Here is a 26,989-nt window from a genome sequence, read left to right on the forward strand (position 1 = left end):
CAAAAAAATGACTTTGGGTAACCTAGGGCACATACCTACAAATCCAAAACTTGGATATAGCTTCTGTGGAGGGCCACTTTTTTCATTTTTTCCAACTTCTTCAACAATCTGGAAATCACTACCCGTGAGGTATGCAGATCGTAGGCTATTTCTTGATGCGTATTGCTAATCTTGTTATCATTGGTAACCTCAACTTTCTTTTTGAGGTATTCCACCAGCCGTTGGTCCAAATTTTTGAACGCAATACTATCAACAGTCTGCAAGAGTTCATTCAAGCGGTTGTGATAGCTTTCAAAAACATAGTTGCGCCAGCCCCTGTACTTGCCCATCCATTCTTCCATTTTCTGTACTGGCACCATAACGATCACCGCATCGGTCTCGGCAATGGCCCTAATCTCGCTTTTGGTATGGCCCATACAACAGGCCATGGTAACAGAACAGGTCTCACCTTGCTCCAGATAGTACAGCAACAGTTCATCACCATCGTCATCCTCTCGCAAGACTTTGATTGCACCGGAAATCAATAGCGGTATACTCCTAATGTAATTACCTATATCCATTATGATTTCACCAGCAGGTATCTCCACCAATTTTCCCACCTCATTGATTTCATCGATAAGAGGTTGTTCAAAATACGCGTTGAATGTTTCTAAAAGCGCTTCTTTCATAGAATTAAAATACTCTTCTAAGGTACATATTTTGAAAAAAACATTTCTGAAACTTCTCCTCGATATAAACGAAAAAACCCGCATTTGCAATGCGGGTTTCGAGCAAACTTACTTAAACTAAAATACCTGATATAAAATCTGTTAATATTCTTATAGTTTCATGGGACTCCCTTTCATCTCCTTTGGAATGGAAAGGCCCATGTATTTTAAAATTGTTGGGGCAATTTGGTTGGAGTACAATTGCTCTTCTTGTTTCACCTCTCCTTTAGTTTCTACCCCTTTTCCAAAGGTTACAAACCAAACCCCTCCGGCTCCATTTATCTGGCTGCCATGGCTTTTCCATGTTTCCAAAGGTTGAGTTCCCCTGCCATGATCGGTTGTGATTAAAAAGACCGTCTGGTCTTTATAAAACTCATCTGTCTGGGTAAACTCCCATAATTCTTCAATCATGGCATCGGTGCGATTCGCTGCTTGCAGATAAAAATCATAAAAGCCGCCATGGGCAAAATCATCGGTCTCGCCGTATGAGATATACACTAGTTTTGGGTGATTCTTTTTCATTTCTTCCAAAACGTAGTTGTGGGTAAATACATCCAAACGAACCGATTCCCAAATAACGGGTGCCTGCCGTTGAATATCATTGAGCATTTTTTCCCTTTCGGTAAGGTCATCTCCAGTAGCTTTTTCATATCCAGCATTTACTGGAATCCCAGAGCGTTCTTCATTGATGATGTAAGGGAACACATCCCAACTTCCAAAGGCGGCCACTTTTCCTTTTCCCTCGGAAGAATTGTTGTACAACTCCAAAATGGTTGTATTGGGATTTGGCATTTTATCATTGCTGGTAATTCTAGCATCGTCTGCAGACCCACTCAAGATTTCATTATAGCCTGGATACGAAAACCACATAGTGTTAGTCAGGTCTACTTTGCTACCTAATGCTCTATTTCCATGCAATTGTCCCATCTTAGCCACTTGGTTCCAGAAAAAAGGCATCAATGCCTCCCTTCTTTCAATTGGAGTATCTTTCCAAAATGCTTTTTTGAGTGATGCGATATCCTGCACATATTCCCTATTGGTAACCAAAAGAGCATCGGCTCCAGTGAACAATTCCTGCCAACGGAACCCATCAAGGGTAATCAATATTACTTTGGTATCTTTTGGATTCTGGGCATAGGTCAATCCCATAATGGCCCATCCCATTAGTAGAAATAGAATGTTGTTTTTCATATTCTTATTCGGTTTTAAACGATGCGGTTTCTGACCAATTGCTCCAGTTCAGGTTTTGATCTCGGTAGCGTACCCGCCAGTAGTAGGTAGTATTTGGTTTTAAGCGTCTTGTTGTTTCATCGGTGAGGTCATCCTCTTTCTGGCGATTTTCTTTGTAGTACCAGTTCTCAAATTGCTTCCAGCTGTCCAAGGCCAATTTTTCAAAATCTTGGCTTTCTGAAACTTGCCAATGTGATGCAGCATGGAATGCCCCGTTCAACGAACTTGAAAACTCACCTGCTTGCAACATCGTAAATTCGGATGTGATTTTCTCTTCATTTATCGGAGTGATGGCTTTGGGGGCATCGGGTTTCTTTTCCAATCTCCATACAGTGATGCTATCGCGAAGTTCATTCTCGCGCGACTTTTCCATATTCCCACGACTGATTCTTTTGATGGTGAATTTGGGGTCGTTTTGGTTGCCATCAACTTCAACCATTACGAATCCATACTCATCTTGGGTTACAGTAAACTCATCATAATCCCTGCCTTCAAACTCTCCCCAATTGTCTATGGCGCCACCCGCCGAAGCCACATTAATCCATAAATGCTTATGATCTTTGGATTGTCCTCTGGAATAACCGTGGGTGTGCCCAAAGAAATGCACGCTGGGTTTTCCCGTTGTTGTAGAGAACTCCTCCAACATCTTTACAACCTTTCCTGTGGATTCTTCCTCTCCGGGAATCCATAATTCTGATTTGTGCGGATGGTGCAATTGGGCAAAAACAAAATCGATGTCCTCATTTTTTGCCGTTTCTTCCAGTACTTTTTCCAGCCAATGGTATTGTTCGCGCAAATCGCGATAACCCTCATTGGAATTCAACCCAATAACTCGAGTGTTGCCATAGTCTTTGTACCACCAATGCTCGGCATAGGCGGGTGTTCCATTTTCAGGAAGGCTAAAATATTTGAAATAGAACACTGAATTTCGTTCATGATTGCCCAACACCGGATACACGGGAACTTCTGAAAACAGTTTTTGTGCCGGGTCGAAAAAATGTTCTTTCCATTGGTAGTATTCGCTCCCCGTGGAAACCAAATCCCCAGGAATCAATACCATAGCCAAATTATCGGGAAGTTTACCTCCGTATTCCTTTTCCAAATACTGCAAAATTCCTTGGTTGACTATTTCATTGAACTTGTTAGGATGTTGGCTATCGTATTGCATATCACTCATAGCCACCATATTGAAGGATTCCTGATCACTGGCAAAGGGCGGGGTTTTGAATTGGAAAATATCCGATATGACCTTTCCCGTTCTTACCCGATAATAGTATTCGGTGAAACGTTTTAAGCCGGTCAGTTCCACTTCATGGATTCTGGAATTCGAGAAATTGATATCATAGGCAATGCCTTCAGACTTTTCCCCCAATTTATTTGTTGTTCCCCATTCCACAATGCTCTCTTCCCCGGTACTTGTTTCCCACTTGATGGTTATGGAATTGGGTTCTGCATCTTGTAAGTAGGGTTGCACTAAAATTTCTGTTTCTTTCTGCGCAAACACAAAAGTTGAACAAGCTAGAAAACAGCTAAAAAGTTGGTTGATTTTTTTCATTAGGCTATAGCATTTGTTTTTAGGAAAGCTTCATTTAATATCTCCAAGGCTTTGTCCAATTCTTCTCGGGTAATTGTCAAAGGAGGCGACAGCTGCAGCACATTTCCTTTGGAAACTTTAAAACTCAACCCCTGTTTTAGGCATTCGTACATGATTTCTTCAGCTTCGTCCACTGCTTTTTCCTTGGTGGTTCTATCCGTGACCAGTTCAATGCCCCATAAAAGGCCAATGCCCCGTACATCGCCAATCAAGGAATATTTTCGGTTCAACTTGTAGAGGGCCGCTTTCATGTAGGCTTCATCCGCTTTTACTTTTTCCAACAAGTTTTCTTCTTCAATAACCTCTAAAACAGTCAATCCGGCCAATGCTCCCAACGGACTTTTTTCATGGGTGTAATGGCCCAAGGAAATGTGCCCGAACTTGTTATACTCTTCACGGGTTACAATAGCCGCTTGTGGTATGATTCCGCCGCCCAAGCCCTTCCCTAAGCAAAGAATGTCCGGTTCAATGCCAAACTCTTCAAAGGCGAACATTTTTCCTGTTCGTCCCAAAGCGATGGGAATTTCATCCAAAATCAAAAGGACACCATATTTGGTGCACAGTTCCCTAGCTCCTTTCCAAAATTTTGTAGAAGGAATCTGTACATCGGTATTTCGAATGGTCTCCGCTAAAAATGCCCCAACTTGATTGTCTTTAGACAGCACGTATTCCAAATATTCCAAAGCCTTGTTCTCGTTTCCTTCAAAAATACCACGATAGGTTATGGGAGGCGGAATGCGTTCCACACCGGGCATCAGAGGCCCCATATGCTCCCGAAACACCGACTCTCCGCCCACACTTATAGCATCGAGCGAAGCCCCATGAAAAGAATCCCAAAAAGAGACTACTTTGTGTTTTCCCGTAACAGCTCGTGCCAATTTCAGAGCTATTCCGATGGCAGAACTACCATTGGGCGTGAGTAGAATCCTATCTAGACCATTGGGAGTCAACGAAGCTAGTTTTTCAGCAAATTGAATGGCAACCTCGTTCGTGTATCTTCTTGTGGAAAAAGTCAGTCCTTGCTGAAGTTGTTCTGTTAATCGACTCACCAATTTGGGATGCGAAAATCCTATTTGGTGCACATTATTCCCATGAAAATCCAAATATTTTTTTCCTGAAATACTTTGAATATAAGACCCCTCGCAATGCTTCAGCACATCCAAACAGGGGGTAGACATAGATTGGTGCATAAAGTATTTGGCATCTTTTTCCAGTAGTTCTTTGGTTCGTTCACCTACGTCCTCAATCCACTCCCCTCTGGCAGAGGTAAGATTGATATCGCCTTCCACAACGTATTCCGTGTTGTGCTCATCTTGATTTGTATGGTCCATGTTTTGCTCGTATTTCCCGTTTTTCAGATGTGTCATTCAGCACATAAATATCGTATGTATTTCCGGAATTATACACCCGAATCACAATATGTCCTTCCTGACTTTTGTATTGATCCAACCTTCCACCGATCACGTCTTTGGTCCCTTGCAGCATTATGGTTGAAAAAATATCCCGTTCCCCGGGGTACAATTCTTTGGAAGTAATCCTTCGCAACACCTCCTCTCCCGGATGGTCCGCCGTCCAATTTTGTTGGATCCAAACCCGTGGTCGAATAGTTCTTACGTAATACGGATTCTGCGAATCCCGATTGCCATGATGGTTGAGCGTGGCCACATCCACAGGGCCAATTATGGGTGCCACTTGGGATTCCAAACTGTTGATATCCATTTGACCAAATCCATCGATTCCTGAAATGTCGCCTCCTGTAAAGTAGTTGAACTTGCCATAATCGATGCGAATGCCATTGCTCAGCGGGTTTTCTCCTGGATATTCTCCAGATTGAAAAAGGGAGTAGGTGTTGTTTCCGTCACCTGTCCAAATAATCCCATTTGAGAAAAGGTTCTGGACAGAGAATTCAGGATAATGAGCTGGTTTACTTTTTAACACGATTTGGTCCGTGTGCCCCACTTTCAAAGCCTCATTTTCTAATCCTACCTCTTTGGATTGAACAGCTATAAACTTCCAATATTCTTTTAAGGTGGGAATCATGCCGTAAACATCCTTGGAAAATCGTTCCTCGGATTGCACTTTGGCATCCCTCAAATTGATGGGGAAATCAAAACCCCGGTCTATTAATTTTTTAATGGGAATCAAAGTGCCCACCTCCATAATTCCAGTGAGTTGATAGCTCCCCGGAGCCATTTTTCGAAGCGAGTCAATCTCTCCAAAATGATCATCATGATAGTGGGTGATCAAAGCGTAATCCAGTTGTCGCTTTTGACTTTTTGGGATGAATTGATCTATATAATCCACAATCCATTCCGGAGCAGTTTTTGACCGATTGGGAACCAATTTTGCATTTCTGCTTGAGGTTGTTCTGGGATGTGTCTCGGACATATCGCCCGCATCCACTAGTAAGGTTGTGCCATCGGGAAAAACCATAAAAGCAGCGTCTCCCCTTCCCGTATTAATATGGTGAATATCTAAAAAACCGGGCTCCCAAGCAGGAAGTTGTTGCCCATGCCCCCCTATTCCTACCAAGGTCAGGGCAAGGACAAACAAACAGCTTTTTTTGAGGTTACAGCACATGGGGTATTATTTTTCTCGGTACAGCAAATTAGCTGGTATTATCTGTTTGGGCATGTTAGCTCCCTGAAACTTTACATCCAAATGATAGCCACCACCGCCATTAAAAAACTCAACCCGAATCAAATGCCTTCCAGTTGTTAACTCAATGCCTGCACCACGCTCCAAAACGCCATGGTCACCATCATTGTCCACTACCAATTTGCCGTCCACATAGAGTTTGCTACCATCATCGCTATTGGTAAAAAATCCGTACGTCCCTTCTTCCACAATTTCCAAGTAGCTCTCCATCACCAAGGCCACTTGATCTTGTTGCACATCTTCGGTCATGACCTGTTTATGGGAGAATTCGGTGATAAATCCTTCTTTTACGGATTTTAGAGTTGAAAAGTCTGGGAGTTTTTCCATTTTCTCTCCATAAAACACCTGATATTTCACTGGGTCTTCCTTACTTATGGGAACTATTCTGAAGTTGGCTTCAGCTATGGTACTTGCTAATTTTCCTTCTTGAAAAATACCCGCCTTCAACACCGAAGTTTGTTTAAGATAGAAGGTGTCCTGATAGGCAATACTATTTTCCATATTGGGCACTTCGCTACCCAAAACATAGCGAATTTCACCTATTCCGTTGGGTTTTTGCATGACAACCGCCACGGAGTCCTCTTTAAAAATCCCTCCAGCTGGCTCATAGTATCCTGCATCGGGAAGAATTTTCGGTTGCACTATTTGTTCCTTTCGTTTATAGGTCAAGTTTGGTTTTTCATTACCGATAAAAGCTCCTTTGACGGGTCTTCCAATCCAAGCCTGTGGGGTTTGAAGTCCCATGGCGTAGGCCACCGTTGGGGCGTTGTCGTATTGATATACGGTTTCCTCAATCTTATATCCTTTTTTGATTCCCGCTCCATACAGAATGAAAGGAATTTCCATTTCAGCCAGACTTTCACCACCGTGTCCATAACCCAATCCACCATGATCTGCAGAAACAATAAATAGGGTTTTTTCAAAAATTCCAGCTGCTTTGGCAGCGTTGACGATTTCCGCAATCAGGGAATCTGCTTTTTCAACCGATTGGTAATATTCGGGGCTTCCGTGTGCCATGCTATGTCCCGCATGATCAACATGATCCAAATGCACAAAAGTGAATTTTGGAGTGTGTTCCTTGATATAGTTTACCGCTTCTTTCGTGGTATTGTCCTCATGGTCTCCATCAATATCAAAATCGACATCTTCCTTTTCAAACAGGCGACCGAATCCATCCCAATCGTAAATGGCACCTACATGAGCTTCGGGTTGTTGGTCATGGAAAAGAGTAAATATGGTTGGAAAAGTTCCATTTTTAGTCGCCACCACCGGTGGTAATTCGTGGTCGTGCTTTTCCCAACCATTAGATGTTACTCCGTGCTGTTCGGTATCTGCACCCATGATCATACTGGCCCAATTAGGACTGGAGCTTGAAGGCAATACGGAGCGTGCGTGCATGGTAGCCGCCCCATTTTGTATCATGGTATCCAGCATTGGGGTATTTGTATTTTGAATCCCGTTTGGACTCATACCATCAACCCCAATAATCACGACATGTTCAATGCCAAAAATTGTGTCTTCTTCCTTGGAAGCACAAGACCACAGGAACAAAATTCCTGTGGTCATGGCTATATACTTTATGACTTTGCTTTGCAATGACATTGTGTTAGTTTTCCCACCAAACTTTAGTGGTAATCTGATCTCCTCCTATTCTTTGCACGGCTTCATTATAGTTGGCACTGTTCAAGGATTCCTCTTCACTGGGATACTCAAATCTGCTTGGGTAATCATCATAAAAGGCATCTGGACCTGGTGCTATGGTATTTGGGAACCCAGTTCTCTTGAACTCAATAAATCCTTGGTAATCGGTATAGAAAAGGGCTACATATTTTTGCTTCATGATAGTTTCCAAAGAGTTATCAAAGGCAACCTCAGTCCTGGTAAGATAATCTGCAGGAAGTTCCACATCCCAATACTCAAAATTGGTTTGAATACCCATTTCATAATACTCTTGGGCATTGGCTGTAATCCACCCTCTTTGTGCAGCTTCAGCAAAAATAAAAGCTACTTCGGCATATTGCATTAGGCGTGCTTGGTTGCTGTTGGGCTGGAAATAGAAGTAATCAATATTGAATTTGGACAAAAAGGCGTCTCCTCCTTTGTATTCATAGGCGGGCCCATCCACAATTCCATTTTGCATACCTTCAATAGCTGGAGTACCATTTTCCACTGAATTTGCAGTTGGGTCAGCAAAAAAGTCCAATCTGGGATCAGCAAAGCTTTCCAACAATTGCACGAAGTGCTCAGAGATTCGATATTCGTTGTAAGACCCAACACGATACACAGATTCCTCTGTTATGGGATGTGCATCTGGGTTGGCACCCAAAAACTGCAACACGGCATTATCCTCATTGGACTCCATCACTGGGTTACTGCTTGGATTATTGAAAATTCCAGCGATTACAGATTGTGAAGTGGAAGCATCCACCTCGCTTAAACGCAATGCCAAACGCAAACGCAATGAGTTGGCAAATTTCCGCCACATCGCCAAATCCCCATCAAACACCAAGTCACCTTTTACCAAACCTAGGTTGGAACCTGAAAGAATGGTATTGGCACGCTCCAATTGCACCAACATATCGGTATAAATAGCCTGTTGGGTATCATAGACAGGGGTGTAATTTGGTTCTTCATCCACAGCTTGATTGACTTCGCTGTAGGGAATGTCCCCGTACATATCAGTTAATATGCTGAACATCCAAGTTTGCATGATTACTGAGATGGCCTCGTAGCTGGGCAGTTCATTTTCAATAGCTATTTTCTCCAACTCTTTAGCGTCGCGGATGGCCAAATAATAGGTTGTCCAAGTTCCACCTTGATCACCCCAATCGAAAAGGTCAAAAGAGGTAAAAACGATACGGGCCCCGTATTGTCCCATGAGGTTTCCCTCGCTCCAAGAATCACCAACAGCCCTTCTGATGGAATTTCTCTGGAAATTGGTCAATAACAGCTCTGGATTTTTACTGATGTTCAATGCCACATCAGGGTTCTCATTTGAAACATCAAATTTGTCACACGAGCTTATGAGGCCCATGATTATGATTCCAATGATTATGATTTGTTTTTTCATTTTTCTATTTGTTATCACGTTCGTTTATTCAACTTTGGATTACAGTCTTAGGTTAACTGCCATACCTATGCTCCTTGTGGTAGGCACGGTTGCATTTTCAACACCGGGAACATAAGAACCGCCTCCAAAGGACAATAGTTCTGGGTCGCCATGGTTAAAATCTTTGGCCCACAACCAAAGGTTGGTTCCAATTAAGGAGAAACTGAAGTCCTGAACCCCCATTCTATCTACTACTTTTCTAGGAAGCGCATAGGTCAACCTAGCTTCACGAAGTTTAATGAAAGTGGCATCGTACATTCCTTCCGTCTCATTATCCCTTCTGTATCGATTGTTGTGATAAGCGTTGGCGGGTACAATAACATCGTTCACAACATAACTTCCATCTGCAAGTTGTCTAACACCATCACCGATGATACCATCAGAATGGGCACCACCATAATCCAATCCAGAATCAAGGATGCCTGGGTGTGGTCCGCCAAACTCAGGAGAGCGTCCCCAAAGTGTTTCCACCACGTTACCTGATGTAGCCGCTATCAACCGAGTTCTAGATTGTAGCTCACCACCCTGTCTCCAATCAAAAAGGAAATTCAAGGAGAAGTTTTTATAGGTAATGGTATTGTTCCATCCCAAGGTAAAATCAGGGTTGAAGTTCCCTAATTTTCTAAGGGTATTATCCTGTTGTACCAAGCCTTCGTTGAATACCACCTCACCATAAAATGGGCTGCTTTCATCTTGAACGGTTACCAAACCAGTTCCCCACATATCACCAAGAGAGCCTCCCTTTTCAGCAATCAAGGTAATCCCATTTCCTCCGTAGGAATATCTGTCCACACCATCGGCCAATTCCAATATCTCATTTCGGTTGAGACCAAAATTGAACATCGTGTTCCACGAGAAATTATCAGTACTCACGGGAGTGGCATCCAACATCAATTCCACACCATAGTTTTTGATTTTACCCGCGTTGATCGTTCTGGAAGTCTTACCAGAGGTTGTGGCCAAATCAATATCCAAAATTTGGTTTTTGGAAATGGTATTATAGTAGGTAAAGTCGATTCCTATTTTGTTGTTGAACAATCTTAAATCCGTTCCAATTTCATAGGAAGTCTGAATTTCTGGCTTTAGGTTGGCGTTGGCCAAATTGTTGGAAGGCGATGCCGTTGGGTTGCTCCCCACTGGAGTTCCCAGGGCAAAGAAGTTGTTCAACCCATAAGGATTGGTGTCGTTACCCACTTGTGCCCAACCAGCCCTTAGTTTAGCAAAGGAAAGTACTTCGCTATCAATATCAAACATATCCGTGAGCAACATACTTAAAGAAGCCGAAGGATAGAAATAGGAATTGTTCTCTTTGGGAAGTGTTGAAGACCAATCGTTACGTGCGGTCAAATCCAAAAATATTTGATCTTTCCATCCCAATTGGGCAAATCCATATAGGGAATTGATTTGTTTCTCCGGTCTACTCAATCGCTGTACCAAAGGTCCATCAGCATTATTGAAGGAATATATTCCTGGCAACAACAACTTGTTGGCCATTAAAGCATTAAAATGGTTTTTCTGCACCATTCGGTTTCCACCAAAGTTGGCATTTACACTAAAGTCTTCCCCTATTTGTTGATCATAGCTCAACAAGAAATCCAAATTGGTCTCTTGGAAGTTGATTTTATCCTCCCTATACTGACCATTGGGAAAACGCTGTGTGGAATACGCTCTTTTGATGAAACGATATTCCGAGAAGAAATCGCGACCACCCCTTACCATGAATTTAAAGTTGTCCGATAATTTATAGGTAGCCGAAAGGTTCCCAATGATTCTATCCTTGGCCAAACCATTGGTATTCTCATACATGGTAAAGTAAGGGTTGTCATGGTAGTTATAGTTGTAGTTGAACTGCTGGAAGCCTTCAAGGCCATCTTGCCAGTAATCTCTAAGTCCCTTAACATCCACTTGTTGCCCCCACCAAATAAAGAGGTACATTACAGACTCTGTTCCATATCCATTTACGTGACGGTTATCAGAATCTGTTCTGATGTAGTTTACTTTCGAGTTCACAGTAAGTCTATCCGTTAGATCATATGTTCCAGAAAGTGAGATTGTATTTCTTCTGATATCGGTGTTGGGCAATATCCCTTCGTTGTCCAAGTTGGTGTAACTTACCCGATAGTTCCCTTTTTCGTTTCCTCCATAGAAAGAAATATTGTTGGTGAACGTTCTTCCCGTTTGAACAAAATTTTCAACTGGATCCCCTGGATCTACAAAAGGAGTTGGAGTAATGGCGCCTCTTCTGGATAAATCAACCCCTGAAGATCCTAAAATGAAATCCAATCCGTGCACATCACCGCCACGCAGGCCATTAGCAGTTGGAGAATCATGTTGGGCCCTTGGCGTTCCGTCCATCAATGGACCCCAAGATTCATCCACACCATCAAAGGTTCCGTTTCCATAACCATCCACAAACTGGAAATCGAAGTTTTTACCTTGTCCATATACTCTTTGGTACTCTGGTCCTTTCAGCATGCTTTCAAAGGTCATTTTGGAGTTGACCGAAATACCCATCCCTTTTCTGGATCGTCCAGATTTGGTAGTGATGATCACCGCACCGTTGGCAGCGCGAGAACCGTAAAGTGCTGTTGCGTTTGCACCTTTTAATACAGAAACAGATTCAATATCATCCGGGTTTACCTCTGCAGCACCGTTACCATAATCCAAGTTCATGTTGCTGGCACCACCCAACGTATTGGTTCGGGTGTCTGTAGAGTTGTTGATTGGAATACCATCTACCACAAACAAGGGCTGGTTATCTCCTTGCATGGAGCTATATCCCCTGATTACCACAGATGAAGATTGTCCAGGACCTGTTCCATTGGTTACCACCTGTACCCCGGCCGCTCTACCGGAAAGCGTGCTCACGAAGTTGGTGCTGGTGGATTGGGACACTTCATCGCCCCCTACCTTTTCAACGGCATACCCCAAGGTTTTCTCATCTCGGGTAATGTTCAAAGCGGTAACCACCACCTCATCCAATTGTTGCGAATCGGGTTGCAACATAATGGTAGCTGTGGTTTGACTTGCTGTGTCAAATTCTTGGGAAATGTACCCAATGTAGGAAACCACTAAAACCGTACTTCCCTGGGAAAGTTCAATTTCAAAGTTTCCGTCAAAATCTGCAGCCACCCCTGTGGTGCTACCTTTTACAACAACCGATGCCCCGGGCAGCGGCACGCTGTTCTCATCCACAACCGTTCCCGAAAATGTGGTTTGTGAATAGCCAATAATACTTACGGTAAAGGCAAGTAAAAATGCTACGATTGATTTTTTCATTTGTTGAGTATTTGTAAAATTTGGTTAATTATTTATCAACAAATATCCAACACATGGGTTAAGGCATGCCTTTATACAGATTAAAAAAATGATACGGAAAGGTTAAAAGAATCAACGCTATGTTATGTAAACATTATTTACAAATATTCAATTTTTATACTATCTTGCATGGAATGAATATCTTAATATATCATTGTTTAACAGTTGATTAAAGAATTTTTATGTATTTATGAAAATTGAAAAAATATTATAAATACTAAAATACTGCGTCCAAAGAAAATTATGGAAGACTATTTAATAGGTATTGGCAAGCGCATCAAGGATATTAGAAAGAACAATAAGAAGACCATTAGCGACGTTGCCATCCAAGCCGGGGTAACCGCAGGACTCATTTCCCGTATTGAAAATGGCAGAACCATCCCTTCCCTCCCTGTGTTCTTAAAAATTGTGGGGGCCTTGGAAACCGAAATGACGGATTTCTTTGACGGTATGCCCAAAGTAAATGGATATAACTTTTTAGTCTCACGCAAAGATGACCAGACTGTTATTGAAAAAGAAGACGAAGCTATTGGATTTACCTACAATTACATCTTTGGGAAACAGCTTAACTCGGTAGGTTTTGAAAGTGTCTTATTGGAAGTACTCCCCAACTCCAAAAGGGACAAAGTGGTAACGGACGCCTTTGAGTTTAAATATATTCTTACTGGAGAATGCTATTATGAAATTGGCGATCAAGAAGTGCTGCTTAAAGAAGGTGATTCCATTTTTTTTGATGGAAGAATTCCCCATGTTCCCATAAACAAGGGGAAAGTACCCTCAAAAATGTTGGTGGTTTACTTTTTTATCTGATCATGAAAATAGAATCCCTACTAAGGAATCCAAAGTATTTAGGATAAGGGTTGGGTTGGCCTTTTCCAATTGCTCACGTGTTTGCGCGCCAGTCAATACTCCGACGGTAATGCCACAGTTTGCATTTTTTCCTTCCTCAATATCAATTTGGGAATCGCCCGCTTTCAACACCTGTTGGGAATCCTCAATATTGAACAGTTTCATGGCCTTATCAATCATTTCTGAGGAAGGTCTTCCAATTTCTACATCATCCGCAGTGACCAAACCATCAATCTGCTCACCCACTTTCCACCCTAATTTATCCAATAGGGATTGAGCTGTTTTATAATCATAACCTGTATTCAGCACCACCTTTACGCCGTGGGATTGCATTGTTTTAAAAAGTTCTTCAACACCATCATAAGAGCTCACCTCCAAACTGGCATAAGCTTCTTTCAGCATTTCCTTAAAATCGGCATGTACCACTTTGGCATCCACTTCATCAGTACGCTCTACTTTGGTTTCTTCCAAAATATCTGCAATGGCTTTAAATTTTTCCTTACCCGCTCCAAATTCGAGTACAGTATTTAATGAAACCTCAACTCCTGCCTTGGCCAATGCCGCCTTTACGGTTTTGTACACCACATTATCTTCATTTACGGTGGTACCTGCCATATCAAAAACTGCAAGTTTTATGTCTTTCATCTTTGTTTATCTGTTAAAAATTGTAGCAATGTTCTTTCTTGAAAATCCGGCACTTCCAGTCATTCCCTTACCTCCAATACCAGTCACAATATGGATATGTTCATCTATGGTCTTTTTGAAAAGGTCACTGGATTTGCATTGTGAATACACTCCATACCATCTGCGTTGGATTTGGTAAGTAGGCAATTGTATGATTTTTTTTGCCTCTTCCACCATAAAATTATCAATATCCATATCCAAATCGTATCCCACATCTTCCATTTTATCTACGTCGGCATATTGGTGCGAGTCTCCCAAAATAACCGAACCATCTACGGCTTGCTTGAATAAAATATGAACGCCCCATTTCTTCTGCAAACTGTCTACAGGTTCGTTCTTTTTGATTTGGGCATAAGAGGGGCATTCATGGAACGCCTCATATCTTCTGATGGACCATCCTGTAAGGATGGATCCCTTTAAGGTATAATTTTCCTGGGGTTTGGTCTGCATCATCTGTAGTTTGGAAACTTCTAAATCGCTATTGGCGAACAATGTTGGATAAAGGGTTTTAAAGTCGCTTCCATTGCAGACGATCACCTTACTAGCATGGAGCATTTCCCCCCTCGCACTCAACACCTCAACCCCGCTTGTTGTTCTTTCACAGGAAATAACTGGGAAATTGGTCTTCATTTCCAGTCCTTTTTCTTTCACCAAGTACTCCTGAAGCCGATGAATCATGGTTCGAGGTTCAACGGTAACCTCCTCTGGAAAAAACAATCCTGCTTTAACATAATCCTTCCTGAGACCAGGATATCGCTCCAAACACTCGTTTTTGGTGAGCATTTTGGAACTGTATTCATTGTTGTTGTTGATGGCCCTAAGTTCTACCAGCAGTCGTTCTTCTTCTTCATTGGATGCCAAGTACACTGTTCCATTTTGTCGAATGCTGATATCAAATTTGGATTGGATGTCTTTGTAAATCCGGAGGCTTCTTCTCCCAAATTTCTGCCATTTTGAGTTCATTCCCGAAGGAACCACTTGTCCGAAATTCTGGGTTGTGGCTCCTTGTGGATAGGCATTTTTTTCTACCAGGCACACCTTCAACCCTAGTTCTAGGGCGTGAAAAGCATGAAAAGTCCCTAAAATACCCCCACCTACTATGACGGCATCATATTTATTGACCATAGTTGAGCTGCTCGTTACGATTTTCAGATTTGTGTCTTGCCCAAAAATGAAAGAACAAGACCACGGAGACTACAATTCCCACCAAGGCAACTGCGTAGGTTCCGTATACGAAGAAATTCAGCCAAGAAAGATTGGCTTGCCCGAAATTCTTGTAAAGCAACACCAATACGCTACCCACATACCCAAAAGCATCGGCAATGTAAATGAGGAAACCTGAATTGCCTTTTATTTTGAATGCCGCGATAAATCGGTCAAAGAACAGACAGTTGAATGGAACATAGCAGATGTACAATCCAAAACCTGTACAGACCATCCAAAGGAAGGCATCCAGCACACCGATTTGAAACATTAGGGTTGACAATCCCAAGACCACCGTCCCCAATATCAACAGCAAATGGTAGGTTAAAAGTGCCGTTATATTATTCTTGATATAAAAGATGGAACCGATAATCAGCAGAACACTGATGGCAATAATAATTTCCGAAGTGGAGAACACCGAAATATCGCCTTGATACCCGATGCTGTCCCAGAGCTCACGTGCAAAATTGTCCCGAAAATCCCGGAACGCGGTAAGAAAGGTGTAAAAAATCACCACCAAGAGTAACGGAAAAAAGAATTTTTTAATAAGCTGTTTTCTATCGGCACTGGTCATAGGGACGCGTTCCGTGCGTAACTCTTTATCGATATCCGTTGGTGGGGGCACTTTTTGCAATAAAAATGAAGATAATAGTAATGGTGCAACAAACAAAGCACCAGTAACCGAGGGCATCCAAAACTCCGTCACGCCCCAATGGGTCATCACATACAGCCCTATGGATTTTACTACACCGCTGGACACAATAAAACTGGCACAGAGGGCAACACCCAAAATGTCGGTGAACCTTCGCCCTTCAATATAGGAAAACACAATGCCCCAAATCATTCCAAGGGGAATTCCGTTCAAGAACATAAATACAATATTGTAGGGAGCAGGCACCCATGCAAAGAAGAAAAGAGCCACTTCGGCCAGAAGAATCAAAGAAATCAAGAAAAGTAACCTACGGTTGGGTTTTAATTCTGAAATCACCTTGATTCCTATAAATTTTGAGAGGGCATATCCCAAGACTTGGGCAATGATGAGCAATATTTTATAATCGACCCCTATGTAGCTCAGTCCTTCAAAAGTAGCTACCGTAAAGGGTTTCCGAAAAGCGTACATGCAAAAATAGGTGCCAAAAGCAGCTAGGGAGGCATGAAGGACAAAAACGAAACTGGACTGCTTTTTAAACATTGCACTAAAGAAACATAAAGTTTACAAATACTAAATTAATATTTCAAATTACTCAAATTTATAAGAATTTACCTATCCATTTTAGTTTAAATAATTGTTAGCAAAAAATTATGCCCTCGATTGAGGGCATAATCAGATTTATAGATACGGAATTACTGTTTACTGATTGGGCTCCACATAAGCATTAATGCGCTTAATGGTTCCATCTGGATTATGAGTAAGCTCTGTCATTTTTACGCTACGCAAATGGGTTTCTCCTCCAGACATGGAACTATCATGAAAGAACAACCACCATTTTCCTTGATACTCCACAATAGAGTGATGGTTGGTCCATCCTAAAACGGGATCTAGGATCACCCCTTGGTAGGTGAAGGGACCATAAGGGTTATCGCCAATGGCGTAGGCAATATTATGTGTATCCCCAGTTGAATAGGAGAGATAATATTTTCCATTGTATTTGTGCACCCAAGCCGCCTCAAAAAACCTTCTGTCATTATCACCGGTTGTGATTGGATTTCCATTTTCATCCAAAATGACCGCATCTTTGGGCTCCGCTGCAAAGCTTACCATATCATCGGCCATAAGGGCAACTTTAGGAGAAAGTGCCGGTGCATCATCGGCCGGATAGGTATCTTCGCCCAGATATTCATTATTGCTCCATTTTTGGAGCTGTCCGCCCCAAATTCCACCAAAGTACATATAATACTTCCCATCCGTATCTTCAAAGACAGAGGGGTCCATACTATAGCTTCCTTCAATTGGATGATCTAATGCCTCAAAAGGCCCTCCTGGATTTCCACTTTTGGCAACACCAATATGAAAAACATCCTCCTTATCCTTTACGGGAAAATATAGAAAATAGTCATCACCTTTCTTGGCAGCATCAGGAGCCCACATTTGTCTTCCTGCCCAAGGCACATCCTTAATATGAAGGGCCAATCCGTGATCAGTGACCTCTCCACCTACACTATCCATGGAGAAAACATGGTAATCCTCCATATTAAAATGACTTCCAAGGTCATCTTGGGGTATTCCAGATTCATAGTCATGGGAGGGGTACACGTATAGTTTGCCCTCAAAAACATGCGCCGATGGATCTGCGGTGTACAGCTCAGAAGTCAACGTGTATACTGTACCAGCGGGAGCCCCTATGGTATCGACTACGCTATCGATTTCATTACTATCTTCAGTTGAAGGTTGTTTTTGGCGCTTACAACCGATTGTTGCCAAAAGAAATAAAGATGATAAAAAACAAAGGAGAACACCTCTGTTTAGATAATTTTTTCGTGCATTCATTGTGTTTTTCATAAGATAAAGGAAAGGTTAATTTGCTAAAAATAAACATTCTTCTGGAAAAACAATCGTTTGCTTATAAAAACCTAATTTCTTATAAATCTGATTATCAACTATTTAATATGAAAAAAGAAATCGCATAAAATAATTTTTATACAGAAAGTCAAAAAAATTAACGCAACCGATTGCGTCAACAAATATAATGTGTATATTTATCACATTCTAAATATTATGTGCTCTTTTTTGTCATAATTGAATTAATTAACTAAACAAAATCAAAACTTAGTAACATGACTAAACAATCATTATTTGTTTTTACAAATAGCAAATGGTCGTCACCTTTGCATTTGTACCTAACAAGCTTTTTGTTATTTGTTTTTTGCACTACTGCTATGGCGCAGAATACGATTACCGTATCCGGTACGGTGACCGATGAGTCTGGCGCACCTATTCCTGGGGCAAGCATTATTGTACAGAACACAACAAATGGAACGACAACTGACTTTGACGGGAACTACGTGATTGAGGCAGCTTCCAATGCTACACTCGAGTTTCGCTACCTTGGATTTGTTACGCAAACGATTGCAATCAACGGAAGATCAACCGTAAGCATTCAAATGGCGGAAGACACCCAACAATTATCCGAGGTGGTGGTAATTGGTTACGGTACCCAAAATAAGGAATCTGTAACGGGTTCAGTAGTATCTATTAAGGGCGAAAGTTTGAATGAGGTGCAATCCGCCAATTTCCAACAAGCACTACAAGGTAGAGCCGCTGGGGTTAACATATCCACAACCAGTTCAAGACCCGGGGCTGCTCCACAGATACGGATTCGGGGTACACGCTCCCTTTCAGCAGACAATGATCCATTGATAGTACTCAATGGCATTCCTTTTTCGGGTGGTCTTAGTGATATCAATCCCAATGACATTGAAAGCCTTGACATATTAAAGGATGCATCCGCTACAGCCATTTACGGGTCTAGGGGTGCTAACGGGGTTATCTTGATCACAACAAAATCTGGTACTAAGGGACAAAAGGCAACAATCACCTATAATACCTATTATGCAGCAAAAGAAGTATTTGCAAAATTCCCAATGATGAATGCAGCGCAACTCATACAATTGCGCGCTGATGTTGCAGCTATTAATGGTGGAACCCCACTTTTTGGCTTGGCCGGTGATGAATACTTAGGCAATGATACAGACTGGCAAGACTTGCTGTTTGGAACCGGTTTACAAACCGCGCATGACATTAGTGTTCAAGGGGGTACTGAAAACGGTTCTTATAACGTTGGTTTAGGATATTTTAAAGAAACGTCTGTAGTTCCCGGTGATTCTTTTGATAGATATTCCTTAAGGGTGCAGCTCGATCAAAATGTAGGGAAATTATTTCGTTTTGGCGTAAATTCAGTGACCAATTTCAACAAAACCAGCAGTATTATTGGCATTTACGGTACACTGGCGGCATCTCCTCTTTTAAGTCCCTATGATGCCGACGGGAATTTTCTTGAGTCGGTTCGTCTTCAAACGCAAGCGGACGACCAGTGGATTCCTACCCGAAATGAAATTAGTAGAATTGGGAAAGGCAGGGTAAACGAACAGCTCGATTTTGGTACGTATAATAACATCTATGGAGAATTACAAATTCCTTGGATAGACGGACTGAAATATCGTCTTAATGTTGGTTTGAATTTCCGTTCCTCCAGAGACGGTAACTTCACAGGGCGAGGTGTATTTAATTACAACCCCATCAACCCTTCTTCGGCAAGTTATAATTCTACGATTCAAAGAGATTATGTAATTGAAAACCAATTACTTTATGACAAGACATTTGGTAAACATCAAGTAAATTTTGTTGGATTATTCTCCTCACAAAACACCGAATTTGACAATATAGGTTTAGGTGCACGAAACATTCCAAATGAGACATCTTTATGGTATGCTTTAGATGATGATGCCATTCTTGCTGAAGATGTTACGAGTTTTGGCACTGGTTATTCGGCCACTGGATTGTTATCCTACATGGCCAGGGTTTTGTATCAGTATGACAATCGTTATTTACTTACTGCCACGGTACGTTCCGATGGTTCATCCAGATTGGCTCCCGGCCGTAAATGGGTTACGTATCCCGCGGTGTCCTTAGGGTGGAATATTAGTAATGAAGCTTTTATGGACGGTGTAGATTGGATCAACTTGCTTAAACTACGAGCAGGTTATGGTGAAACTTCAAACCAAGCCATTGCTCCTTATTCTGTTCAAGGGAATTTAAATTCAGTCAACTACAATTTTGGAAGTACATTCGCTACCGGTTATTTTGTAGATGGCCTGCCCAACCCAAACTTAGGATGGGAGTTTTCAGAGACCTATAACTATGGTCTTGACTTTGGATTGTTCAATAATCGCTTATCAGGTAGCGTTGAATACTACATCACCAAAACCAATGATATCTTATTGGGCCTCGGGCTTCCAAGTACGGCGGGTGTAGGTAGCGTAACCAGCAATATTGGTAATACCGAGAACAAAGGTCTTGAAATAGCCCTTAACGGTACTATTTTTGACAATCCAGATGGATTTTCTTGGGATGTAGGCGTTAACGTGTATACAAATCAAAACGAGATTACCTCACTGGCTTCAGGTCAAGTTGAAGATCAGGGAAATCTTTGGTTTGTTGGTTCTCCTATCAATGTTATTTATGATCAGGAACGTATCGGACTTTGGAATGAAACAGATCCAGATTTCCAATATTTGGATATATTGGAACCCGGGGGAAATGCCGGTATGATCAAAGTAAGATATACGGGTGACTACAATGAGGATGGTTCTCCAACCAGAGCCATAGGTCCTGACGATAGAATAGTACAAGATCCCACGCCTGATTTTTTAGGTGGTTTTAACACACGTTTGGCCTATAAGAATTTTGATTTAAGTATGGTAGGCGCTTTTCAAAGTGGCGGTATCCTTGTAAGCACATTACATTCATCCAGTGGCTACCTAAATTTAATGACGGGTAGAAGAAATAACATTGATGTTGATTATTGGACACCAACCAATACCGATGCTAAATATCCTGCCCCTGGAGGGATACAAAGTGGTGATAACCCAAAATACGGAAGTACCCTAGGGTATTTTGATGGATCTTACTTGAAGGTACGCGCCATGACTTTGGGATATAATTTTGATCAAGACATGGTAAGAGACTCCTGGTTTAAAAGTCTCCGTCTCTATGCCACTGTACAGAATCCCTTTGTACTATTTTCACCGTTTCATGATGAATCTGGTTTAGATCCAGAAACCAACTCAGGGGTCAATGCACAAGGACAGCGTCAAAATGTTGCCGTTAATACAGGCAACATCTCTACAGGAATACCAACGGTTGGTTACAATGTTCCAACGACACGAAATTTTATGCTAGGATTAAACGTAACATTTTAAAAAGATATCATGAGAAAGATGAACAGAAAAAGTATATCAATAGCAATCTTATCGATTGTGTTGTTTACAGGCTCATGCACAAAAGACATTATAGAAGAGGAACCAAGAGGTGTCTTCACTCCAGAGTTTTTCTCAACTGAACTTGGGGTTCAAGGTGGTTTAACATACCTGTATCAAAATTTACGAAACGTATACGGGTTTGCCTATTTTTTAAATTTGGGAGAAACAGGCACAGATGAATATTGTGCTGGACAAAGTGCAGATAACAACTTTTATGACCTAGACCTTGCCGGAGAGGGTAATTTAAACCCTGACAGTGGTTTTTCAATTGGCACACCTTGGGGGAATGCTTTCCCTGCCATTAACACAGCCAGTGGCATTATTGAAAATGCAGCAGCTGTAGGGCTGGATGAATCTCTGATAGCAGAGGCCAAATTTTTCCGCGCTTTCAACTATTTCATGTTGGTACAAACCTATGGGGGCGTACCGTTGGATTTAGGTGCTGGAGAATTGGCATTTAATACCTCTGTAGCAAGAACTTCAGTACGTAACACGGTACCTGAGGTATATACGAGAGGTATTTTTCCCGACTTAATTGATGCAATCAGTGATTTGCCTGAAAGTCCTCGACTAACAGGGACAGTAACCAAGAATGTGGCCCGATTGATGCTGGCAAAAGCCTATCTAACCTATGGATGGTGGCTGGAAAACCCCAACGGTATTCCCACCTATCCAGATGCACAAAGAACCGATCCAGATGGCAACGGTCCGTCCTATTATTTTCAACAAGCATATAATGTAGCTGTTCAAGGTATAAATAATCCTGGACCATACAGCTTGCTTGACTATTTTTATGATGTGCATGTTGCCACAAACGACCGTCATGAGGAAATGATGCTCTATGCCGATCGTACAGAAGAAAGTCAAATCTACAATGGGGCCGATATAGGATTCAGTGGAACAGACAACAGTGCCAACACAGCGGTTTGGATGGTAACCTCCAATTATACCACTATTAGTGTTAATGGTGTTGCCGCGGTGCAACGTGAAGCTGCACAAAGCTATGGAAGACCATGGACGCGTATGGCGCCTACCATTGGTGCACTCACAGAAACATTTACCAATAAAGATATGGATTCCCGGTACGATGGCACTTTTGTTACCAGCTATCGAGGAAACTGGGATAAAGGTGGTGACCCTTCACCTTCTTTAACAGCAGCAAATGGCATGGAAATAGAGCCAGGTGATGCAGTTGTTTCATTCTTGGATGAATACGATCCCGCTGTTGACTATAGCGTAAACGGTGGTAATATTGGTGGTGGACAAATTCCTGGAAGATCGGATTATGTCATCAATTTAAATGAAATCAATAGAAGATTTTATCCCGGGTTATGGAAGCTCGGAACCTATCGTACCGACAATGAAGGTGGTTTGGGATCACCAAATGGTGCCATAACACGCCCATTTCCAATAGCTAAGTATTCAGAATTCTATCTCGTAGCCGCTGAAGCCGCTGTAAAAGGTGCCTCTGGAAGTTTCACTGCCCGCAATTTGGTAAATGTGCTTCGTGCCCGTGCCGGTATGTGGCGTTTTGATAATGGTGAACAGCAAGAACGTATGGAAGACAATAGCGCTGCCATGATGTCTGCAACTCCAGCCACCATTGATATAGATTATATTTTGGCCGAACGATCTCGAGAATACTTTGGAGAAGGGATGAGATGGTATGATTTGGTACGTACTCAAAAATGGACAGAATATTCAAGTTCATATGAAATTGCTGGGAACGATGCCACGGATCACAGTCCTACAACAACCAATAGGACCATTGAGCCCTTTCATTACTTAAGACCAATCCCCCAAAGTCAAATAGACGATTTGAATATGACTGAGGCTGAAAAAGATGCGTATCAAAACCCAGGTTATTAGAAAACTAAGTAATCTTCCTATAATTAGTTTGAGTTAGTTAAGTTGCGTAAGAAAGAGGCTGTCCTGGACAGCCTCTTTTGATTATCGAGAGCAATAATAACCAGCCAATATAGACAGCATGTAATCCGCTTGTAAAATGCACAATTTGGAAACGGCGCATAATCGTTTTTAACTCAAAATCACTATATTAAATACTATTCCAACTAGCATTTAAATGAAAAATATATTTGGGGCCTTCTCGTTAATTTTGTGTTTTGTTTTTTTATTTTCCTGTAGCCGCGAAACTAAAATCAGAAATAAAAAAGCTACTGGTGATACGCTTTTTACATTGCTGAACAATGAGCAGACCAACATCCATTTTAAAAATACAATACGCGAAACGGCAGATTTCAATGTCCTAAACTATTACTATACCTATAACGGTGGTGGTGTGGCTGTTGGAGATGTCAATAATGACGGACTTGACGACCTCTATTTTACCTCCAACCAAGAATCGAACAAACTATACCTCAACAAGGGTGATTTTACTTTTGAGGATGTTACAACCCAGGCCCAAGTAACTGATGCAGAAGGGTGGACCACAGGAACAACCATGATCGATATCAACAATGATGGTTGGATGGATATTTACGTATGCAAGTCGGCTTCATTGAATAATGACCTGTATCGAAGAAACAAACTTTTTGTCAATCAAAAAGATGGAACTTTTAAAGAAGAAGCCAAAAAATGGGGACTGGATGATGATGGGTTTTCAACACAAGCCTATTTTTTTGACTACGATAAAGATGGGGATTTGGATATGTACCTCATCAACCACCGAGTGGATTTCCTGAACTCCATCAATCTAGAGGTCATTCTGAACGACCAAAATTTTTTCCCACAGACCTCAGACCATCTCTATAGAAACGATGGCGACAAGTTTACCGATGTAACCATCAATAGTGGCATCATGAACAAAGAATTCAGCCTAAGCGCTGCCATTGGGGATTACAACAATGACGGTTGGTTGGATGTATTTGTTGCCAACGATTTTATCACTCCGGACAAACTCTATATCAATAACAAAAATGGCACATTCTCCAATCAGATAGACCAGCGGTTAAAACATATTTCATACAGTAGTATGGGTTCGGATATTGCTGACATCAATAATGATTTATTGCCGGATTTGATGGTTTTGGACATGTCTGCCGAAGACCACAGCCGGGGAAAACAAAACATGCCCAGCATGAATACGAGTGGGTTTTGGTATATCGTTAGGTCTGGATATCACTTTCCGTATATGTCCAATATGCTCAACTTGAACAATGGGAATGGCTATTTTAGTGATATTGGTCAATTGGCGGGCGTATCCAAAACCGATTGGAGTTGGGGCCCTCTTTTGGCTGACTTTGATTGCGATGGCCTCAAGGATATTTTTATCACAAACGGCATTAAACGTGAAATCGCCAATCAAGATTTTGGGGATTTCCTCGACACACAAATAGATTCAGTCAAAAATATGTCCATTCAGCAGATTTTGGATAGAATGCCCTCCGAAAAGCTCCAGAATTATGCGTTTAAAAATGATGGTAATTTGGCATTCACCAAAGCAACTACATCTTGGGGATTTCATCAAAACATGAACTCCAATGGCGCCGCTTATGCAGATTTAGACAATGACGGCGATTTGGATTTGGTCATGAACAATCTTGACGATGAGGCCAGCATTTATCAAAACAATGCATCCAACAACTTTCTAACGGTTAAATTATTGGGAAATGAGCGCAATAAAAATGCTATCGGAGCCAAGGTCAAAGTTTTTACAGATAACAGCACACAATATCAAGAACTGTTTTTGTCCAGAGGATATCAATCTTCCGTTTCCCCCACTTTAAATTTTGGAATTGGTGATGAAACCACTGTTAAAAAGATAGAAGTAGTTTGGGGTGATGGAACTGTATCCGTTGATGAAAATATTGGTGCAAACCAAGTGCTTACATTCCATCAAAAAAATTCTGAATCTACAGCCACGGAATCCAGCCATACTTTTTCCCATAATTTCAAAAGGGTAAATCCACAAGAACTGGGTATTCCCTATAGGCATGAAGAGAATGACTTTAATGATTTTTCAAAACAAGTGCTCTTGCCTCAAAAACAATCCGAGAAAGGCCCTGCTTTTGCCGTAGCCGACATTAATAATGATGGCTTGGACGATCTTTTTTTGGGAGGAGCAATGAACCAGCCCGCAGAAGTTTACATCCAAAACTCTAAAGGTGCATTTGAAAAATTAAATCAATCCATTTTTGAAAATGATAAGGCATATGAAGATGTTGGAGCACATTTTTTTGATGCCGATAACGATCAGGATGTAGATCTATATGTAACTAGTGGGGGGTATGAATTGGATGAGCGCGCTCCTCTACTCCAAGACAGATTGTATTTGAATGACGGAAATGGAAATTTTGCCAAATCAAACAAGCTCCCAAGATTAATTTCAAATACCAAAGCCGTTACATCCTTTGATTTTGATGCTGATGGAGACTTGGATTTGTTTGTGGGAGGGAGTGCTATTCCCGGTAAATACCCCTTGCCTTCCACTTCCTTTGTTTTGGAGAATACAGGGTCTCAATTTATTGAGGTAACGCAAACGGTTGCACCAGACTTCAAAAATATTGGGATTGTTAATGACCTTCTTGCTTCCGATTACGATCAAGATGGCGATACAGATTTGCTCGTCGTTGGAGAATGGATGCCCATAACTGTTTTTGAAAATACCAATGGCATTTTCACCAAAATTGAACCAACAGCATTTGAACATACCAGTGGTTGGTGGAACACTATTGCTGAAATTGACTTTGACCGAGATGGTGACTTGGATTACTTTGTTGGCAACTTAGGCGGGAACAATAAATTCCATCCTTCTATTGAAAAACCCTTGCACATCTATGGCACCAACTTGGGTGACGACAATAAGTATGACATGTTCCTTAGCAAGGACTATCATGGCGACTTGGTTCCGGTAAGAGGCAAGGAATGCTCCACCCAACAAAACCCCTTTGTGAGCGAAAAGATAAAGTCGTACCAAGAATTTGCCAATTCCACCCTAGCGGATATTTATGGAAGTGAGGTGCTGGAAAACTCATACCATAAACAAGTAAATGAGTTTGAATCGGTTTATCTGGAAAACGAAGGAAATGGAAACTTCACTATTCGGCATTTGCCCAAATATGCTCAATTGGGTCCTACCCTATCTTTTGGGTTTGTTGATGTGAACGGAGATGGAAACATGGACGTTATCGGAGCAGGCGCCATACACGAAACTGAAGTGGAAACTGTACGCTACGATGCAAACGTTGGTTATGTGCTTTTAGGAGATTCCAAGGGTGGCTTTAAGCCATACAAAGACGTAAATTTTTATAATGACTTGAATGCCAAAAGTATGAAGCTGGTCAATATTAAAAACGAGCCGTATATCATTATAACAAACAATAATCGTCCGTTGACCGTCTTTAAATTAAACTAATATATATGGTTTTTGTGAAGGTCATAGGTCTTTCGAATCAGTCTGGAAATACATCAAAATACGCATTGGGTGTTGCAGTAAATCCTTGAAAAAAGTGGGTAGCTTAAAAAAAACAGATTATTTTCAGAAAAAAATCTACGCAATCGATTGCATCATAATGTTTATTGTGTATATTTACCATATTGTGATTTTTAGTGATGCTTTTTTGCTATAAAGAAATAAAACAACAATGCTATTTTAAAACTTCTCAACATGACGAATTTTATTTTTAAATGTATCTGTAG

At 41.4% G+C, this 26,989-nt stretch carries 16 protein-coding genes; 4 read left to right on the forward strand and 12 right to left on the reverse strand.

The features are described 5' to 3' along the window. Positions 1-35: 35 nt before the first annotated feature. From J0X14_RS00160 to J0X14_RS00195, 8 genes are all read right to left on the reverse strand, one after another. Positions 36-668 (reverse strand): Crp/Fnr family transcriptional regulator, encoded by a 633-nt coding sequence (locus tag J0X14_RS00160; protein ID WP_207095746.1) that lies wholly within the window; start codon positions 666-668, stop codon positions 36-38. 150 nt (positions 669-818) lie between these two features. Continuing rightward, positions 819-1,898 (reverse strand): phosphoglyceromutase, encoded by a 1,080-nt coding sequence (locus tag J0X14_RS00165; protein ID WP_207095747.1) that lies wholly within the window; start codon positions 1,896-1,898, stop codon positions 819-821. Positions 1,899-1,902: 4 nt separating this feature from the next. After that, a complete protein-coding gene (locus J0X14_RS00170; RefSeq protein ID WP_207095748.1) occupies positions 1,903-3,492 on the reverse strand; it encodes a fibronectin type III domain-containing protein in 1,590 nt (529 codons plus the stop codon). Then, complete coding sequence (locus J0X14_RS00175) at positions 3,492-4,862, reverse strand: aspartate aminotransferase family protein (protein WP_207095749.1); 1,371 nt, start codon at positions 4,860-4,862, stop codon at positions 3,492-3,494. The genes J0X14_RS00170 and J0X14_RS00175 overlap by 1 nt, the downstream gene beginning before the upstream one ends. Then, a complete protein-coding gene (locus J0X14_RS00180) occupies positions 4,840-6,111 on the reverse strand; it encodes a hypothetical protein (protein WP_207095750.1) in 1,272 nt (423 codons plus the stop codon). The genes J0X14_RS00175 and J0X14_RS00180 overlap by 23 nt, the downstream gene beginning before the upstream one ends. A 6-nt stretch (positions 6,112-6,117) precedes the next feature. Beyond that, positions 6,118-7,791, reverse strand: a complete 1,674-nt coding sequence (locus tag J0X14_RS00185) for an alkaline phosphatase family protein (protein ID WP_207095751.1) — start codon at positions 7,789-7,791, stop codon at positions 6,118-6,120. 4 nt (positions 7,792-7,795) lie between these two features. Beyond that, a complete protein-coding gene (locus J0X14_RS00190; RefSeq protein ID WP_207095752.1) occupies positions 7,796-9,259 on the reverse strand; it encodes a SusD/RagB family nutrient-binding outer membrane lipoprotein in 1,464 nt (487 codons plus the stop codon). A 39-nt stretch (positions 9,260-9,298) separates the two neighbouring features. After that, positions 9,299-12,577, reverse strand: a complete 3,279-nt coding sequence (locus J0X14_RS00195) for a SusC/RagA family TonB-linked outer membrane protein (RefSeq protein ID WP_207095753.1) — start codon at positions 12,575-12,577, stop codon at positions 9,299-9,301. A gap of 282 nt (positions 12,578-12,859) precedes the next feature. Here J0X14_RS00195 and J0X14_RS00200 point away from each other — a divergent pair, with 282 nt between their 5' ends. Then, entirely contained in the window at positions 12,860-13,426 is a 567-nt protein-coding gene (locus tag J0X14_RS00200) for a helix-turn-helix domain-containing protein (protein ID WP_207095754.1), read from the forward strand. Here the strand turns inward: J0X14_RS00200 and J0X14_RS00205 are convergent, their stop codons facing one another. From J0X14_RS00205 to J0X14_RS00220, 4 genes are all read right to left on the reverse strand, one after another. Further along, positions 13,427-14,110: a phosphonatase-like hydrolase gene (locus J0X14_RS00205; protein WP_207095755.1), complete on the reverse strand. Its 684-nt coding sequence runs from the start codon at positions 14,108-14,110 to the stop codon at positions 13,427-13,429. Positions 14,111-14,116: 6 nt separating this feature from the next. Beyond that, on the reverse strand, positions 14,117-15,274 hold the full coding sequence (locus tag J0X14_RS00210) for a TIGR03364 family FAD-dependent oxidoreductase (RefSeq protein WP_207095756.1): 1,158 nt from the start codon (positions 15,272-15,274) through the stop codon (positions 14,117-14,119). Next, a complete protein-coding gene (locus tag J0X14_RS00215) occupies positions 15,264-16,544 on the reverse strand; it encodes a DUF5690 family protein (protein WP_207095757.1) in 1,281 nt (426 codons plus the stop codon). The genes J0X14_RS00210 and J0X14_RS00215 overlap by 11 nt, the downstream gene beginning before the upstream one ends. A gap of 159 nt (positions 16,545-16,703) precedes the next feature. After that, a complete protein-coding gene (locus tag J0X14_RS00220; protein WP_242527870.1) occupies positions 16,704-17,852 on the reverse strand; it encodes a glycoside hydrolase family 43 protein in 1,149 nt (382 codons plus the stop codon). 377 nt (positions 17,853-18,229) lie between these two features. Between J0X14_RS00220 and J0X14_RS00225 the strand changes: the two genes are divergently transcribed. The 3 genes from J0X14_RS00225 to J0X14_RS00235 all read left to right on the forward strand — a co-directional run bounded on the left by J0X14_RS00225 (position 18,230) and on the right by J0X14_RS00235 (position 26,705). Further along, the gene (locus J0X14_RS00225; RefSeq protein WP_242527871.1) at positions 18,230-21,271 is read left to right on the forward strand and encodes a SusC/RagA family TonB-linked outer membrane protein; all 3,042 of its coding nucleotides are present in this window, start codon (positions 18,230-18,232) and stop codon (positions 21,269-21,271) included. Between the two features lie 9 nt (positions 21,272-21,280). Beyond that, positions 21,281-23,200 (forward strand): RagB/SusD family nutrient uptake outer membrane protein, encoded by a 1,920-nt coding sequence (locus J0X14_RS00230; protein ID WP_207095759.1) that lies wholly within the window; start codon positions 21,281-21,283, stop codon positions 23,198-23,200. Positions 23,201-23,414: 214 nt separating this feature from the next. Further along, positions 23,415-26,705, forward strand: coding sequence for a VCBS repeat-containing protein (locus J0X14_RS00235; RefSeq protein ID WP_207095760.1), 3,291 nt, complete (start codon positions 23,415-23,417; stop codon positions 26,703-26,705). Positions 26,706-26,989 lie beyond the last annotated feature (284 nt).

The sequence above is a fragment of the Allomuricauda sp. CAU 1633 genome, from assembly GCF_017313225.1.
Taxonomy (GTDB): domain Bacteria; phylum Bacteroidota; class Bacteroidia; order Flavobacteriales; family Flavobacteriaceae; genus Flagellimonas.